Origin of the sequence: Burkholderia sp. D-99 (assembly GCF_011605345.1) — a bacterium.
Lineage (GTDB): Bacteria > Pseudomonadota > Gammaproteobacteria > Burkholderiales > Burkholderiaceae > Burkholderia.
The window spans coordinates 1,227,212-1,242,786 of the sequence record NZ_JAAOXM010000001.1 but is presented as its reverse complement, the minus strand read 5'-3'; the positions used below and the strand labels follow the sequence as shown (position 1 = coordinate 1,242,786).

Sequence of the window (15,575 nt, the reverse complement as noted above, 5' to 3'; positions counted from 1 at the left end):
CGTGTGCGCGGTTACTTGACGGAGGCTTTCCGCGCACCGTGGCCGGCGGCAGACGCGGGGAGCGGCGCCCTGCGGCGGGCCGCGTGCGTGCGCTTGAGCGGGAACTGCAGCAGCGTCGACCCCGGATGCGCGGCGGCATCCCGCTGGGCGCGGTAACGACGCCGCACGAGATAGACGGGCCGCTGCTTCGACTCGTGATAGATGCGGCCGAGGTATTCGCCGATCACACCGATGCCGATCAGCTGGATGCCGCCCACGAACAGCATCACGGAGATGAGCGACGCGTAGCCGTGCACGGGGTTGCCGAACAGCAGCGTGCGCATGACGATGAAGGCGCCGTAGATGAACGAGAGGGCGGCGAATGCGAGGCCGATGTAGGTCCATACGCGCAGCGGCACGGTGCTGAAGCTCGTGATGCCTTCGAGCGCGAAGTTCCAGCGCCGCCATCCGGAGAATTTCGAGCGGCCGCCGCTGCGCGGCGCACGCGTGTATTCGATGATCTCGATGCGATAGCCGATCCACGCGAACAGGCCCTTCATGAAGCGCCGCCGCTCGGGCAGCGCGCGCAGCGCGTCGACGACCTGGCGGTCCATCAGCCGGAAATCGCCGACGTTCTCGGGCATCTCGACTTCGGAGAGGCGGTTGTGCACGCGGTAGTAGAGCGCGGCGGCCACGCGCTGCATCAGCGGATCGCACCGGCGGTCGGTGCGCTTCGCGGCGACGACCTCGGCGCCGGCGAGCCAGCGTTCGACCATCGCGGGGATCAGCGCGGGCGGATCCTGCAGGTCGGCGTCGATCAGGATCACGGCGGTGCCGGCGGCTTCGTCGATGCCGGCGGTGAGCGCGGCCTCCTTGCCGAAGCGCCGGGTGAGATCGACGATGCGCACACGCGAGTCGCCGGCGGCGACGTCGATCAGCCGGTCCAGCGTGTCGTCGCGGCTGCCGTCGTTGATGCAGACGATCTCGAAGCGCGCCGTATCGATCGACTCGAGGATCGGCAGCGTGGTCGCAAAGAATGCGTCGATTGCTTCCGCCTCGTCGTGGAACGGCACGACGAGCGATACCAGCGGCTTTCTGGCGTGCGCGGACATACGTCCCCCGAGAGATCCGGCCTGCGCTGCGCCGTATGGATCAGGTCGTCGTCCGCTGCAGGCCGGACGACAGGCGTTCTGATCATTGTAGGCAGGAATCGGGGATTCGTAACACGAATTGATGCGGGTGCGGCGGCGGGCGCGAACGATAACGGAGCGTCCCTCGACTGGCGAGCCGTGCGCGCAGCAGCATGAGCGGCGCGATCGACGTCACGAGCGGCCCGATCTGCGGCAGGTGCATGGCGCCGCCGTGACAGCGTGCACGGGTTGGCGCGGGGGAGGGATTTCAGCGATACGGCAGGCCGTTGCGGCGCCATCGGCGACCGCAACGGCCGCATGCGCAACGGTTAGCATGTCGATTCAACGATGACGATGACGGAGACAGTCATGCAAGTCCGGGAACTGACAGGTGCACCGCTGGATTACTGGGTCGCGGTCGCGGAAGGCCATGACGCCCCGCGCGCCGATACATCCGGATGTACATCGATTCACACGGCGGGTGGTACACCGACTCCGTTCGCGCCGTCGACCTCGTGGACGGACGGCGGCCCGATCGTCGAGCGCTTGCCGTTCGCCGCATTCGAGCGCGACGGCGGGCGTGGCGCGTGGCGGGCCGTGCTGCACCGTGCCGTGCCGGCCGCGGGCGAGCGCTGCACGTTCAACCAGTCGGGGCCGACGCTGCTGGTCGCCGCGATGCGCACGCTCGTCGCCTCGACGTTCGGCGACGACGTGCCGGACCTCGATATGGCGCGGCCACGCTGAACGCAGTCGCGCACGGCATCGTTCAGGCGGATACGTTCCGGATCGCGATCGAGGCGACATCGACGCGCCGCGGCAGGATCGCGTCGGTTGCCGCTCGGTCGGCGACACGCTGCAGCACGTCGATGTCGGCCCCGCTGAGGCTGCGCTGCGCCAGCGCGGCCCGGCGCGCGATGTCGGTGGCCGCGTCGGGCGGCAGGCGCGTGAGCGACGCATAGACGTTCGCATAGTCGGCGGGATGCGCGAGCGCCCATTGGCCCGCGCGGGCGAGCCGCGCCAGCACGTCCGCCAGCGCCGCGCGCTTTGCGCGATCGTCGAGCGTTTCGACCGGCGACGTGAGGAACGCCAGCCCGGAGTTGATGCCGCTGCCGTCGCGGACGATGCGCGCGCCGCGCCGTACCGCATGCCCGTAGTACGGGTCGAACGTCGCCCAGATGCCGATCCGTTTTGCCTCGAACGCGGCGAACGCGTCGACGGGCAGCACGAAGCGCACGTCGACGTCGCGCGGCGCGAGGCCGTGTTCGCGCAGCGCGCCGTACAACTGGTACTGCGAGATACTGCCGCGAGCGGACGACACGACGACGGTTTGCCCTTTCAGGTCGGCGACGGCGCGGACCGGCGATTCGGGCTGCACGACGATGCCGAGCGACGCCGGCGAGCCGACGCGCGTCGCGACGATCCGCAACGACGGGTCGCCGAGCGCGGCCGTCAGCACCGGCAGGTCGCCGGCCGGCGCGAGATCGATCGCGCCCGCGCGCTGCGCCTCGAACAGCGGCGCGGCACCCTGGAAATTGGCCCAGCGGAACCGGTAAGGCGTGCCGTCGAGCACACGCGCGGCTTCGGCGAGCGCGCGCAGGCCGCCGGCCTGGTCGCCGAGCACGAGTGTGACGCCCGACAGGTCGGCGCCGGCCGCATGGGCGGGGAGCGCGAGGCCGCCGGCGAGCGGCGCGGCGGCGAGGGCGGCAAGACGCTGCAGCACGCGGCGGCGCGCTGGGGCGGAGGATGGGTTCATCGGCGGTGTGTCCTCGGTCATCCGCGCGCAGGCGGCGCGGCTGCCGGTCAGGTTACGGAATCGGTTTCCGGCCGACAAACATCGAATCGTGCAATGCATATTCGCGCGGCGAAGCGGTGGCCGACATGGCCTTCGTTGCCGCACGCGGGCGTTTCATGCGGCGTCCTGCGCGACCGCCGGAACCGTCCGCAGGAACGCGCGCACCGCCGGCGCCTTTTCGAAGCGCCGGTGCGCAAGCGCCAGTTCCGACGTGATCGGCTTGCCGGCGATCGGCCGGTACACGACACCCGGCAGCGATACGCAGCCGGCCAGCGCATCGGGAATCACCGCGACCCAGCCGTTCACGGACACGCATGCGAGCACCGCGAGCAAGCCGCCGGGGCGGGCGGCGATCACCGGCGCGAAGCGGCCGCGGCGCGCGACTTCGAGCGTGCCGCGCTCCTGTTCGGGTACCGCGAAGCGTGCGTCGGCGAGGTCGGCCGCGCGAATGGCGGCCATCGACGCGTAGCGCGAACCGGCCGGCACGGCCGCGACGAATACGTCGCGCTGCAGCGTGACGATCCGCAGGCCGCCGGGCAGCGGCAGCGGCGGGCGGACGTACGCGAGATCGAGGCGGCCCGTGTCGAGCTGGTTCGCGACGTCGTCCATCGGCACTTCGCGCAGGTTCAGCTCGATGCGCGGGTGCGCGTCACGAAACGCGCCGACGGTGCGCTGCAGCGTGCCGGAATAGACGGCCGACGACACGTAGCCGATCTCGATCCGGCCGAGTTCGCCGCGCTCGGCCAGCGCCGCGAGTTCGCGGCCGCGCTGCAGGTGTTCGACCGCGGCGCTCGCCTCGGCGAGATAGGCCTCGCCGGCCGCGCTCAGCGTGACCGCGCGGCGCGACCGGTGAAAGAGGCGCACGCCAAGCACGCGTTCGGCCTCCTGGATCTGCCGCGTGAGCGCGGGCGGCGCCATGTCGAGCGCTTCGGCCGCGCGGGCGAAGTGCAGGTGTTGCGCGACGCTCAGGAACGCGCGCACGTGACGGAATTCGAGCCGATCCATGATTGCAATTTTCGTCAATAAAACAGCATCGGAGTATCAATGACAGGCAATACAGGGCAAGCCTAGCATACGGCTTGTTCATGTTGCCCCGGAGTTGCCGATGTCCCAGTCCTCACCCGTGTCGCCAGCAGGCGCGGCCGCCGCCCCGCACGCGGGCGCCCGCATGCCCGCCGCCGCGACGCTCGCCGTCGCGTCCGCCACCTGCTCGCTGATCGTGCTCGACACGAACGTGGTCGCCGTGTCGCTGCCGAGCATCGCGCGCAGTTTCCACGCGAGCTTCGCCGATATCGAATGGGTCGTGAGCGCATACATGACCGCGTTCGCCGCCTGCCTGCTGCCGGCCGGCGGGCTCGCCGACCGCTTCGGGCGCAAGCGGATGCTCGGCGCGGGGCTCGCGCTGTTCTTTCTCGCGTCGCTCGGCTGCGGCGTCGCGCCGTCGGCCGGCTGGCTGATCGCCGCGCGTGCGGTGAAGGGCGGCGGCGCCGCGCTACTGTTGACGGCCGCGCTCGCCGTGATCGCGAACCGTTTTCCGGAGGGGCGCGAACGGGCGCGCGCGTGGGCGATCTGGGGCATGTGCATGGGGATCGCGACGGCCATCGCGCCGCTCGTCGGCGGCGCGATCACGCAATGGATCGGGTGGCGCTGGGTGTTCCTGCTGAACCTGCCCGTCTGCCTGCTGCTCGCGGCCGGCGCGCGCGTCGCGATCGACGAGTCGCGCGATCCGCACGCGAAACGCGTGGATGCGGCCGGCAGCCTGCTGTTCGGCGCGGCGCTTGCGTGCGCGATCGCGGCCCTGATCGGCGCACCGTCGCACGGCTGGCTGTCGGCCGCGACGCTCGGCCGGCTCGCGCTCGCCGCCGCGCTGTTCGCGGCGTTCATCGGCGCGGAGCGCTGGCAGGCGCGGCCGATGATCGATCTCGCGCTGTTCCGCCAGCCGCGCTTCGTCGGCGCCGTGCTCGCGATGTTCGGCTATGCGGCGTGCGCGCAGGTGATGATGACGTTCCTGCCGCTGTACCTGCAGAACGCGTTCGGGATGTCGGCGATCGACGCGGGGCTCGGGATGCTGCCGTTCGCGTTCGCGATGATCGCCGGGCCGTCGCTCGGCGCGGCGCTTGCCGCGCGGGTGTCGTCCGGCGGCGTGCTGGCGGGCGGGCTCGCGCTGATCGGCGCGGGCAACCTCGCGACGGCGGCGCTGACGGCCAGCGGCGACTACCGGCTCGTCGCGATCGGCATGTTCGTGACGGGGTGTGGCGCGGGCATCATGAACGGCGACACGCAGAAGGCGATCATGGCGTGCGTGCCGTCGAATCGCACCGGCATGGCGTCGGGCATCAGCACGACGACGCGCTTCTCGGCGATCGTGACGGCCGTCGGCGTGCTCGGCGCGGTGCTGGCGGCGAGCACGCAGGCGCGGCTCGACCGGCTGCTGTCCGCCGCGCCGGGGCTGCGCGCGTTCGCCGATGCGCCGTTCATGTCGAGCCTGCTGGCCGGCGACCTGGCGCGGGCGCTCGAGCGTGTGCCGGCGGCAGCGGCCGGCGTGCTCGCACAGGCGGCGCCCGTCGCGTTCGCGAGCGGGTTCGCCGACGCGCTGACGGTGAGCGGCGTGCTCGCGCTCGTCGCGGCCGTCGTTGCATACAAGTTGCTTGCGCAACCGATGCGCGACGGCGCGTGACGGCACGTGAAGGTGCGTGACCTACGGAGCGGCGCGCTGTTGCGCCTGTCGCACGTGCCGGTCAGTGCGGCTTCGTCGCGTGACGGTGGATGCGCGCCGCATGGGCGACGCGCGGCGGGTGCGACGCGTGGCAATGCGTCGCCTGTCTGCGGCGTGTGCGTCGCGCCGGTTCGGGCGCATCGGCCGTAGCGGGTGTATCAGCTGCATCGACTGCATCGACTGCATCGACTGCATCGACTGCATCGACTGCATCAACTGCATCAACTGCATCAACTGCATCAACTGCATCGGCCGCATCGACTGCATCGGCCGCGGCAGGCACGCTGTTCTGTACGTCCGCAACCGCACCCGCCGCAACCGCGGCAACCGCGGGCAGCATCGCCTCGGCGTCGAGCCACGCGCGCGTCGCTTCCGCGATCAACCCGCGCAGCCAGCGCACGCCGTCGACACACGCCCCCGATTCGTTCCACGTCATCCGGTACACGATGTCCGGCGGCTCCGCCGGCAACGCGACGGCGGCGAGCGGCAGCAGCTTCGCATAGTGCCGCGCGAGCCGGTACGTGGTGGTCAGGAGCATGTCGGTGCGCACGAGCGCATGCGCGGCGAGTTCGAAGTGCGGCAGCGTGACGACGATCCGCCGCTGCAGGCCCACACGTTCGAGCTGCCGGTCGATCGCGCCGGACGCTTCGAGCCACGACGGAGTCGGGCACAGCTGCGGCGCTTCGGCAAAATCGGCGGCCGTCATCGCACCGCGCCGCGCGAGCGGATGCGTCGCGCGCATCAGGCATACGACGCGATCGTCGAACAGGTCGTCCTGCCGGAACCGCGACGAGCGCGCCGGGCGATTGTCGATCACGACGTCGAGCTCGCCGTCGGCCAGCGCGCGCTCGTCGTCGAAGCCGTCGCCAAGTGGATGGAACACGAGCTGCGCGTTCGGCGCGCGTTCGCGGAACAGCGCGACGAGCTTCGGCACGAACAGCACGTTCAGGTAGTCGGGGCAGCCGATTCGGTAGGTGCGTACCGACGTGCGCGCGTCGAACGTCGGCTGCTGGATGCGGATGAAGTCGATCACGCGCAGCGCGTTGCGCAGCGGTTCGATCAGCCGCGCGCCGAACTCGGTCGGCACCATCCCGTAGCGGCTGCGCACCAGCAGCGGATCGCCGAGCAGCGTGCGCAGGCGCTTGAGCGCGGCGCTCGTCGCCGGCTGCGACATGTTCAGGCGCACGGCCGCACGCGATACGGTGCGCTCGGTCAGCAGCACGAGCAGGATGCGCATCAGCCGCGCATCGAGCACGTCGAGCACGCCCGCGGTGTCGGACGCGTCGCGCGGCAGGGTGGTCGGGTCTAGCGGGTCCCGCATGCCGATACGCCTCCCGGCGACACCGTGGCCATGCGCAACGCGATTGCCGGCCGGCGGACCGTCGTCATTTTGCGAAAGTACCGGGCCAGCCGACGATCCGCTTCGGGCGCGGCGGCGCGTACGTGCGGACCTTCGACGTCTTCAGCTTCAGGCGCACCAGCGATTCGGCGAGCGCGACCGCGGCCGACACGCCATCGACGACCGGCACACCCGTGCATTCCTCGATCTGCCGGTCGAGGCCGGCCATCCCGCCGCAGCCGAGACAGATCACCTCCGCGTGATCGTCCTTCACCGCGCGTTGCGCCTGGCCGACGATCGACTCGATCGCGCGGGCCGGGTTCTCCTCGAGCTCGAGCACCGCGAGGCCGCTGGCGCGCACCGACGCGCAGCGCGCGTCGAGCCCGGCGAGCTTCAGGCGATCCTCGATCAGCGGCACCGTGCGGTCGAGCGTCGTGACGACCGAGTAGCGATGGCCGAGCAGCATCGCGACGCTCGCGGCTGCTTCGGTGATGTCGACGACGGGCACCGTCAGCAGCTCCTGCAGGCCTTCGCGGCCGTGTTCGCCGTAGCCGGCCTGGATCACCGCGTCGTACGGCTCGTCGTAGCTCAGCACGCGATCCATCACGGCGATCGCCGCGAGGTAGCTCTCGAAGTTGCCTTCGATCGACTCCGCGCCGAAGCGCGGCGTCAGCCCGACGATCTCCGTGCCCGGCGACGCGGCGGCCTGCGCCTGCGCGGCGATCGCGTCGGTGATCGACTCGGTCGTGTTGACGTTGACTACCAGGATCCTCATTGCTGACTCCGTATGCGTGTGTTCAGTGTTGCGCGCAGGCGACCGCGATGGGTTCGCCCGAGCGCTCTTCGTATTGCCGTTTGCGATCGGCCAGCAGCCAGTACACGCTGCCCGCGATGGCCGCACCGAGCAGCCACGAGAACGGCGTCATCGCGCTGAAGGCCGGCACGACGGCGAGCGTGATCGAGATCAGCGCGGACGGCACGAGCGCCGCGAGCGCCTTGCGGTTCACGCCGCGCGTGTAGAAGTAGGCGCCGGTCGGCGCTTCGGTATAGAGGTCGGGCACGTTCACGCGCTGCTTGCGCACGAGCCAGTAGTCGACCGTGATGATCCCGTACAGCGGGCCGAGCAGCGCGCCGAGGCCGGACAGGAAGTAGACGATCACGATCGGGCTGTTGTACAGGTTCCACGGCAGGATCAGCACGGCAATCGTCGCGCTGATCAGGCCCGCGCGGCGGAACGACAGGCGGTGCGGCGCGAGGCTCGTCAGCACGAAGGCCGGCGCGACGAAGTTCGCCATGATGTTCACGGCGACCGTCACGATCAGGAAGGCGAGGCAGCCGAGCACGAGGAACAGCTTGTTCGGCACCGTCGCGATGATTTCCGTCGGGCTGTGGATGATGTGGCCGTTCAGCTTGAACTGCGCGCCCGCGAGCACGAAGCTGATCGTCGCGAACACGAGGATGTTGACCGGCAGGCCCCAGAAGTTGCCGACCCGCACCGTCTTCGCGCTAGGCGACGAGCGTGCGAAATCGCAGAAGTTGAGCACCAGCGTGCCGTAGATCGCGAGCCACAGCGAGCCGCCCGCGAAGATCTCCGTCCACATCTTCAGGCCCGTCATCGGCTTGCCGATCGACATCGCGAGATGGCCGCCCGTGCGGCTGAACATCCACGCGGCGAGCGACAGCGTCGTGACGAGGATCACCGGGCCGGCCAGTCCCTCGTACTTGCGGACCATTTCCATCCCGTACGTGAGGATGCCGATCTGCACGAGCCAGATCGCGACGAACGTGATCCAGCCGAGCGTCGACAGCCCGAAGATCGCGTTCTGGTCGAACGCGGCGAGGCCCGGCCAGATCGCGGTGAGCAGCACACGCAGCACGACGGACGCGAGATAGGTCTGGATACCGAACCATGCGATCGCGATCACCGCGCGGATCAGCGCGGGCAGCATCGCGCCGTAGATGCCGAAGCTCATCCGGCTGATTACCGGGAACGGCACGCCGGTCTTCTGGCCCATGTAGCCGGTGAGGTTCATGAAGCAGTACACGAGCACCGCGCCGATCGCGAGCGACGCGAGCATCTGCCAGCCCGACAGGCCGAGCGCGAACAGCCCGATTGCGAACGAGTAGTTCGCGATGTTGTGCACGTCGTTGGTCCACAGCGCAAAGATGCTGTAGCGGCCCCACGTCCGGCCTTCGGCCTTGGTGGGCGCGAGGTCGGGGTTGTGCAGCCGCGGGCTCAGCGCGGGGTCGCGCGCGGCCGAATCGGTTCGATGCGATGCGTCGTCCGCGCCGAGCGCGATGCCCGGGCGGTGGGTGGCTTCCAGTTGCACGCCGTTGTCTCCTTCCATGTGCGGGGCGCGAAACCGGCAGCGTGGACACGCTGCGACGGCCCGGCCGCCGTGGACGTTATGTCTCGGATTTGTTCGCGAGTATGGGTGGCGGTCGCGGCGATGGGAAATTAAATATTCGGCTGGGCGGTATTTGAAAAATGAATGGAATCCGGACGGATGCAGCGACGCATTCGACGACCGGCAGATGGCCGAGCTAGCCGCGTATATCCGCGCGCTACGCGCGGGGCAGCCGGCGTGGCGGAACCTCGCGGAAGCATTGGCAAGGATCAGGCAGGAAGCCGCGCACGGATCGGTGGTCGCAAAACGCGCTGCGGCCGGACCGATCGGGCAAAACGACCTGCTGGCGACAGACGGCCCGGAAATGGGGCACGAATCGGTGGAAATATTGCCCCATTTTCATCATCGTTTAACCATTCGAAACAATGTGTTCACTGAAAGGGGCATGATCTCCGGCGATCGAGCAGGCATACTGTCGCCTATGTTGCTCAATGCACGTCGACACGCGTGCGCATTCCCCCCATGTCCACTCCAGTTTCCTTTCGAACCTTGCGATGGTTGACCGTCGCGGCTGCTGCATGCTTGCTCGCCGCGTGTTCGACCGCTTCCGACGTGACCGCGACGTCGAACCCGAACGTATTTACCGTGACGACGCGCACGGTCGGCGTGTCGACGACGTGGGCCGATGCCCATACGAAGGCCATCGACGAAGCCAGCAACTACTGCACGCAGCGCGGCATGCGCGCGAGCCTGAAGCAGGAATCGCTGACCGGCGGCAGCCGTGTCGGCGCGCGCGCCGAACTCGCGTTCGAGTGCCATCCGACCTTCGAGACGGCGTCGAACCCGCGCAGTTGAACGACCGGTGGCGTCGGCGTGTCGTCGCCGTCCGCGTTTTCCTTCTCCCCGATGCAAACCGACCCGCGATGCCGTTCAGGCACATCGCGGGTCGGCGCACGTCCGGCGTCGGCTGCGGCGGTTACGCGGGCTGCGCCTCGTACAGCTTCACGCACGCGGAGAAGTCGAGCGCGCCGAGCCCTTGCTGGCTCATCGACTGATAGAGCTGCTGCGCGAGTGCGCCCATCCACACCGGCTGGTGCGCGCTGCGTGCCGCTTCGGTCGCGAGCCCGAGATCCTTCAGCATCAGGTTCGCCGCGAACCCGCCCGCGTAGCCGCGCGCGGCCGGCGCGGTGTCGCTTACGCCCGGATACGGGTTGTACGTGTCCGAGCTCCAGCAGCGACCGGTCGACGTATTGATGATGCCGGCCAGCACCGACGGGTCGATCCCGAGTGCGGCGCCGAGCGCCATCGCTTCCGAGACGCCCATCATCGAGATCCCGAGCAGCAGGTTGTTGCAGATCTTCGCGATCTGCCCGGTGCCGGTGCCGCCGCAATGCACGACGTTTTTGCCCATGTCGAGCAGCACGGGGCGGATGCGCTCGAACAGCGCGGCGTCCGCGCCGACCATGAAGGTCAGCGTGCCGGCCTGCGCGCCGCCGGTGCCGCCCGACACGGGTGCGTCGGCGAGAGGGAAGCCGCGTTGCGCGGCGGCGTCGGCCACCGCGCGCACGGTGCCGGGATCGATGGTGCTGCAGTCGATCAGCATCGCGCCGGCACGTGCGCCGGCCAGTACGCCGTCGTCGCCGAGGTAGACCGCGCGCACGTGTTGCGCGGCCGGCAGCATCGTGATCACGACCGCGCCGCGCGCAGCCGCGTCGCGCGGTGAGTCGGCGGCTGTCGCGCCGGCGCGTACCGCGACTTCGACCGCGTGCGCGTCGAGGTCGAACACCGTCAGCGTGTGGCCGGCTTTCAGCAGGTTGGCGGCCATGGGGCCGCCCATGTTGCCGAGTCCGATGAATGCAATTTCCATGTTTAGGCTCCTTGTCGACCGGACTTTGCGCTTTAGCGCTTAGTCCGGTCCCATGCTTCGCGGTCGACCGGACTTGGCACTTCAATGCCTACTCCGGTCTCATGCTTCGCGGTCGACCGGACTTGGCACTTCAACGCCTAATCCGGTCCCATGCTTCGCGGTCGACCGGACTTTGCGCTTCAACGCCTAATCCGGTCCCATGCTTCGCGGTCGACCGGACTTGGCACTTCAACGCCTATTCCGGTCCCACGCTTTGCGGTCAACCAGACTTGGTACTTCAACGCCTAATCCAGTCCCATGCTTCCCACTCAACGCAGCGCGATCGTCGTGTTCACGCCGCCGGCCGTCGTGTCGTCGTCGAACCAGCGCGCGGTGACCGTCTTCGTCTGCGTGTAGAACTGCACGACCTGCTTGCCGTACGGGCCGAGATCGCCGAGCTTCGAGCCGCGCGAGCCCGTGAAGCTGAAGTAGGGCACCGGCACCGGAATCGGGATGTTGATGCCGACCTGGCCGATGTCGATCTCGCTCTGGAACTTGCGTGCCGCCGCGCCGCTCTGCGTGAACAGCCCCACGCCGTTGCCCATCGGGTTGCAGTTGACGAGCGCGATCGCTTCATCGAGGGTGTCGGCTTCGAGCACGACCACCACCGGCCCGAAGATTTCTTCCGTATAGATCGACATGTCGGTCGTCACGCCCGAGAAGATCGTCGGGCCGACGAAGTTGCCCTGCTCGTAGCCGGGCACCGTCACGTTGCGTCCGTCGAGTTCGAGCTTCGCGCCGGCCTTCACGCCTTCGTCGATCAGCGCGGTGATGCGCGCATGCGCGGCCTTCGACACGACCGGGCCGACGTCGGTCCCCGGTTCGTGCCCCGCGTTGACCTTCAGCGCTTTCGCCTTCTCGACGAGCTCGGGCAGCCAGTCGCGCGCCTTGCCGACCAGCACGACGACCGACGTCGCCATGCAGCGCTGGCCGGCCGCGCCGAAGCCCGCGCCGACGAGCGCGTTGATCGATTGCTCGCGGTGCGCATCGGGCAGCACGACCGCGTGGTTCTTCGCGCCCATCATCGACTGCACGCGCTTGCCGTGCTGGCTGCCGAGGTTGTACACGTGCGTGCCGACGCGCGTCGAGCCGACAAACGAGATCGCCTTGATGTCGGGGTGCGTGCAGAGACGGTCGACCACCGTCTTGCCGCCGTGCACGACGTTCAGCACGCCCTGCGGCACGCCGGCCTCGATCGCGAGTTCGACGAGTTGCATCGTCGACAGCGGATCCTGCTCCGACGGCTTCAGCACGAACGTGTTGCCGCAGACGATCGCCATCGGGAACATCCACAGCGGGATCATCCCGGGGAAGTTGAACGGCGTGATGCCCGCGCACACGCCGATCGGCTGGCGCAGCGTGTAGGTGTCGACGCCGCCCGCGACGTTCTCGGCGAATTCGCCTTGCTGCAGCGTGCCGATCGAGCATGCATGCTCGACCACTTCGAGGCCGCGGAAGATGTCGCCCTGCGCGTCGGGCAGCGTCTTGCCTTGCTCGGCCGTCAGCGTTTTCGCGATCCGTTCGAGATTGCGGCGCACGAGATCCTGGAACTTCAGCATGATGCGCAGCCGCGCACCGATCGGCGTCGTCTTCCAGGTCTGGAACGCGCGCTGCGCGGACGCGATCGCGGCGTCGACTTCGTCGAGCGTCGCATACGGCACACGGCCGATCGTTTCCTGCGTCGCGGGGTTGACGATGTCGCCCCATTCGGCGCTTTGCGATTCGACGAACGCGCCGTCGATCAGCAGCTTGGCGGTGGGCAGGGCGAGGGTGGTCTGAGGAACTGCGGCGTTCATTGAACTCTCCGGGAAATGATGTCGTGACAAAAAAGGGGCCCCGTGTCCGCCGCCGCGCATGCGCGCACGGCGGACGGCAGGACGAACTGAAATCGATCGGATGCCGGCGGCGTGCTTACGCGCGCGCCGGACGCATCAGTGCGGTACACACGAGCGCGAACACGCCGAAGCCGACGAGGTACGCGATCACGTAATGCGGCTGGCCGCCGCCGACCTTGAGCAGCGACGTCGCGATCATCGGCGCGAAGCCGCCGCCTATTACGCCGGCCAGCTGCACCGACAGCGAGATGCCGCTGTAGCGGATTTCCGCCGGGAACTGCTGCGCGAACAGCAGCGATTCCGGCGCATAGAGGATCGGGAACACGACGCCGAGGCCGAGCACGATCGCCCACCATGCGTACGACGTCTGCTGCGTGCCGAGCATCATGAAGAACGGCGCGGCGAACGCGCACATCAGCACGAGGCCGATCGCGAACATCCGGCGCTGGCCGATCTTGTCGCTCAGGTGGCCGCACAGCGGCATCGTGACGAGCGACAGCGCGGCGCCGGCCGTGATCGCGTGCAGCATCTCGGCCTTCGGCAGATGCAGCTGCTGCGTCGCATAAGCGAGCGCGAACGTGACGACCATGTAGAACCACGTGTTCTCGGCGGCGCGCGCGCCGACGATCGTCAGCACCTCGCGCGGATGGCGGCGCAGCGCGGCCGTCACCGGCGACTTCTCTGCCTTGCCCTGGCGCCGCATCTTCTCGAAGTCGGGCGATTCGGGCACCTTCGCGCGGATGAACCAGCCGAGGCCGACGAGCGCGATGCTCGCGAGGAACGGCACGCGCCAGCCCCACGACAGCATGTCGGCTTCCGGCAGCGCGGCCACCGCGGCCATCGCGACCGACGACAGGATCAGGCCGAGCCCGACGCCCGTCTGCGGCAGGCTGCCGAACAGTCCCTTGCGGCCCTTCGGCGCGTGTTCGACGGCCATCAGCACCGCGCCGCCCCATTCGCCGCCGACGGCCATCCCCTGCAGGAAACGCATCGCGATCAGGAGCGCCGCGGCCCAGTAGCCGATGCGGTCGTACGACGGGATCAGCCCGATGATCATGCTCGGCACGCCCATCAGCAGCAGCGTGATCATCAGCATCGACTTGCGGCCGATGCGGTCGCCGAAGTGGCCGAACACGATGCCGCCCATCGGCCGCCCGATGAAGCCGACCGCGAACGTGCCGAACGCGGCGAGCGTGCCGACGACGGGATCCAGCGACGGGAAGAAGATGCGGTTGAACACGAGCGCGGCGGCCGTGCCGTAGAGGAAGAAGTCGTACCACTCGATCGTGGTGCCGGCCATGCTGGCCCAGCCGGCCAGCAGGTAGTGCTTCGCGGTGCGCTCGGGTGCCGGCGCCGCGACTGTCGCATGCTCATCGAGGGTGGATCGCGTCTGCATGGTGTCTCCGTGGTGGTGCCGCGGCTCGTGGTCCGCAGGTCACGGTCGAGTATAGTTATGCGCGGATTCATCATGTACCGATAAAGAAACCGGTTCGATGTGCATTTATGCATATCGGCGTCCGGCCCGGAGACGCCAGCCCCTTTTTCCCTCGCCGATGCGACATGCCACCGAGCCGGTTTCCGGCAACCTGAACTGGGACGACCTGCGGTTTTTCCTCGAAGTCGCGCGCACGCAGCGTGCGAGCGGCGCCGCGAAGCGGCTGGGCGTCGACTACACGACCGTCGCGCGGCGCATCCGTACGCTCGAGGCCGCGATGGGCACGCTGCTGTTCGACAAGTCGCGCTCCGGCGGCTTCACGCTGACGGCCGAAGGCCAGCGGCTCGTCGCGTATGCGGACGCGATGGAGACGACCGTGCAGTCCGCGTGCGACCAGGTCGCGAACACGGGCGAGGCGCTGTCGGGCCACGTGCGGATCGGGTCGACGGAAGGGTTCGGCTGCTTTTTCCTCGCGCCGCAGCTCGCGCAGTTTCGCGCCGAGCATCCGCACGTGACGGTTGACCTGCTGCCGGTGCCGCATTTCGTCAACCTGCCCAAGCGCGAGGCGGACCTCGCGATCACGCTCGAGCGGCCCGAGCGCGGGCCTTACGTGGTCACGAAGCTGTGCGATTACCAGTTGCGGCTCTACGCGACGCACGACTATCTCGCGAACCACGCACCGATCACGTGCACCGACGATCTCGCGGAGCACGCGTTCATCAGCTACGTCGAGGATCTCGCGTTCAGCAACGAGCTGCTGTACCTGGACCGGGCGGTGCCGGGCGCGACGGCCGGGCTGCGCACGACGAGCGTGATCGCGCAGTATTTCGCGGCGTTGCAGGGCGGCGGGCTCGCGATCCTGCCGTGTTTCATGGCGGCCACGCAGCCGGCGCTGGTGCCCGTGCTGCCGAGCGATGTCGTCGTCACGCGGTGTTTCTGGCTGACGTGCCGCGAGGATCTGCGCAAGCTGCGGCGCGTGACCGCGCTGTGGGACTACCTGCGCGCGGCGGCGGACGCGAATCGCGCGCTGCTGTCGGGCGAATCGGGGCAGATGAGATTCGTCGGCGAGCCGGAATAGCGGGTGAGCGTGGCGGT

13 protein-coding genes are annotated in these 15,575 nt (G+C 68.9%); 4 read left to right on the top strand and 9 right to left on the bottom strand.

The annotated features are described in order from the left end of the window. Positions 1-11: 11 nt before the first annotated feature. Positions 12-1,091, bottom strand: coding sequence for a glycosyltransferase family 2 protein (locus HAV18_RS05390; protein WP_166953503.1), 1,080 nt, complete (start codon positions 1,089-1,091; stop codon positions 12-14). 387 nt (positions 1,092-1,478) lie between these two features. Between HAV18_RS05390 and HAV18_RS05385 the strand changes: the two genes are divergently transcribed. Beyond that, positions 1,479-1,853 carry a phage protein NinX family protein gene (locus HAV18_RS05385; RefSeq protein ID WP_166953501.1) on the top strand — a complete coding sequence of 125 codons (375 nt, stop codon included), beginning with the start codon at positions 1,479-1,481 and terminating at the stop codon, positions 1,851-1,853. A gap of 22 nt (positions 1,854-1,875) precedes the next feature. Here the strand turns inward: HAV18_RS05385 and HAV18_RS05380 are convergent, their stop codons facing one another. Together HAV18_RS05380 and HAV18_RS05375 are read right to left on the bottom strand one after the other, a co-directional pair. Beyond that, a complete protein-coding gene (locus tag HAV18_RS05380) occupies positions 1,876-2,862 on the bottom strand; it encodes an ABC transporter substrate-binding protein (protein ID WP_166953499.1) in 987 nt (328 codons plus the stop codon). A 153-nt stretch (positions 2,863-3,015) separates the two neighbouring features. After that, complete coding sequence (locus HAV18_RS05375) at positions 3,016-3,906, bottom strand: LysR family transcriptional regulator (RefSeq protein WP_166953497.1); 891 nt, start codon at positions 3,904-3,906, stop codon at positions 3,016-3,018. 100 nt (positions 3,907-4,006) lie between these two features. Here HAV18_RS05375 and HAV18_RS05370 point away from each other — a divergent pair, with 100 nt between their 5' ends. Beyond that, complete coding sequence (locus HAV18_RS05370) at positions 4,007-5,578, top strand: MFS transporter (RefSeq protein WP_166953495.1); 1,572 nt, start codon at positions 4,007-4,009, stop codon at positions 5,576-5,578. A gap of 61 nt (positions 5,579-5,639) precedes the next feature. Here the strand turns inward: HAV18_RS05370 and HAV18_RS05365 are convergent, their stop codons facing one another. From HAV18_RS05365 to HAV18_RS05355, 3 genes are all read right to left on the bottom strand, one after another. Continuing rightward, a complete protein-coding gene (locus HAV18_RS05365) occupies positions 5,640-6,938 on the bottom strand; it encodes a LysR family transcriptional regulator (protein WP_166953493.1) in 1,299 nt (432 codons plus the stop codon). Between the two features lie 64 nt (positions 6,939-7,002). Then, entirely contained in the window at positions 7,003-7,731 is a 729-nt protein-coding gene (locus HAV18_RS05360; RefSeq protein ID WP_027791222.1) for an aspartate/glutamate racemase family protein, read from the bottom strand. Between the two features lie 22 nt (positions 7,732-7,753). Beyond that, positions 7,754-9,304: an NCS1 family nucleobase:cation symporter-1 gene (locus HAV18_RS05355; RefSeq protein ID WP_166953491.1), complete on the bottom strand. Its 1,551-nt coding sequence runs from the start codon at positions 9,302-9,304 to the stop codon at positions 7,754-7,756. Between the two features lie 522 nt (positions 9,305-9,826). Here HAV18_RS05355 and HAV18_RS05350 point away from each other — a divergent pair. Then, positions 9,827-10,159 carry a hypothetical protein gene (locus tag HAV18_RS05350; RefSeq protein WP_166953489.1) on the top strand — a complete coding sequence of 111 codons (333 nt, stop codon included), beginning with the start codon at positions 9,827-9,829 and terminating at the stop codon, positions 10,157-10,159. A 121-nt stretch (positions 10,160-10,280) separates the two neighbouring features. Here the strand turns inward: HAV18_RS05350 and mmsB are convergent, their stop codons facing one another. From mmsB to HAV18_RS05335, 3 genes are all read right to left on the bottom strand, one after another. Beyond that, on the bottom strand, positions 10,281-11,171 hold the full coding sequence (gene mmsB / locus HAV18_RS05345; protein WP_166953487.1) for a 3-hydroxyisobutyrate dehydrogenase: 891 nt from the start codon (positions 11,169-11,171) through the stop codon (positions 10,281-10,283). Positions 11,172-11,479: 308 nt separating this feature from the next. Then, positions 11,480-13,006 (bottom strand): CoA-acylating methylmalonate-semialdehyde dehydrogenase, encoded by a 1,527-nt coding sequence (locus HAV18_RS05340; RefSeq protein ID WP_166953485.1) that lies wholly within the window; start codon positions 13,004-13,006, stop codon positions 11,480-11,482. Positions 13,007-13,121: 115 nt separating this feature from the next. Then, a complete protein-coding gene (locus HAV18_RS05335) occupies positions 13,122-14,441 on the bottom strand; it encodes an MFS transporter (RefSeq protein WP_166953483.1) in 1,320 nt (439 codons plus the stop codon). 157 nt (positions 14,442-14,598) lie between these two features. Here HAV18_RS05335 and HAV18_RS05330 point away from each other — a divergent pair, with 157 nt between their 5' ends. Continuing rightward, positions 14,599-15,558 carry a LysR family transcriptional regulator gene (locus HAV18_RS05330; RefSeq protein WP_166953481.1) on the top strand — a complete coding sequence of 320 codons (960 nt, stop codon included), beginning with the start codon at positions 14,599-14,601 and terminating at the stop codon, positions 15,556-15,558. The last annotated feature ends 17 nt before the right edge of the window (positions 15,559-15,575 follow it).

Bases quoted from the DNA above. Each gene is read 5' to 3' on its own strand.
- HAV18_RS05385 (WP_166953501.1), top strand. From the start codon at position 1,479: ATGCAAGTCCGGGAACTGACAGGTGCACCGCTGGATTACTGGGTCGCG.
- HAV18_RS05355 (WP_166953491.1), bottom strand. From the start codon at position 9,304: ATGGAAGGAGACAACGGCGTGCAACTGGAAGCCACCCACCGCCCGGGC.
- HAV18_RS05350 (WP_166953489.1), top strand. From the start codon at position 9,827: ATGTCCACTCCAGTTTCCTTTCGAACCTTGCGATGGTTGACCGTCGCG.
- HAV18_RS05335 (WP_166953483.1), bottom strand. From the start codon at position 14,441: ATGCAGACGCGATCCACCCTCGATGAGCATGCGACAGTCGCGGCGCCG.
- HAV18_RS05360 (WP_027791222.1), bottom strand. From the start codon at position 7,731: ATGAGGATCCTGGTAGTCAACGTCAACACGACCGAGTCGATCACCGAC.
- HAV18_RS05365 (WP_166953493.1), bottom strand. From the start codon at position 6,938: ATGCGGGACCCGCTAGACCCGACCACCCTGCCGCGCGACGCGTCCGAC.
- HAV18_RS05375 (WP_166953497.1), bottom strand. From the start codon at position 3,906: ATGGATCGGCTCGAATTCCGTCACGTGCGCGCGTTCCTGAGCGTCGCG.
- HAV18_RS05340 (WP_166953485.1), bottom strand. From the start codon at position 13,006: ATGAACGCCGCAGTTCCTCAGACCACCCTCGCCCTGCCCACCGCCAAG.
- HAV18_RS05380 (WP_166953499.1), bottom strand. From the start codon at position 2,862: ATGAACCCATCCTCCGCCCCAGCGCGCCGCCGCGTGCTGCAGCGTCTT.
- HAV18_RS05390 (WP_166953503.1), bottom strand. From the start codon at position 1,091: ATGTCCGCGCACGCCAGAAAGCCGCTGGTATCGCTCGTCGTGCCGTTC.
- mmsB (WP_166953487.1), bottom strand. From the start codon at position 11,171: ATGGAAATTGCATTCATCGGACTCGGCAACATGGGCGGCCCCATGGCC.
- HAV18_RS05330 (WP_166953481.1), top strand. From the start codon at position 14,599: ATGCGACATGCCACCGAGCCGGTTTCCGGCAACCTGAACTGGGACGAC.
- HAV18_RS05370 (WP_166953495.1), top strand. From the start codon at position 4,007: ATGTCCCAGTCCTCACCCGTGTCGCCAGCAGGCGCGGCCGCCGCCCCG.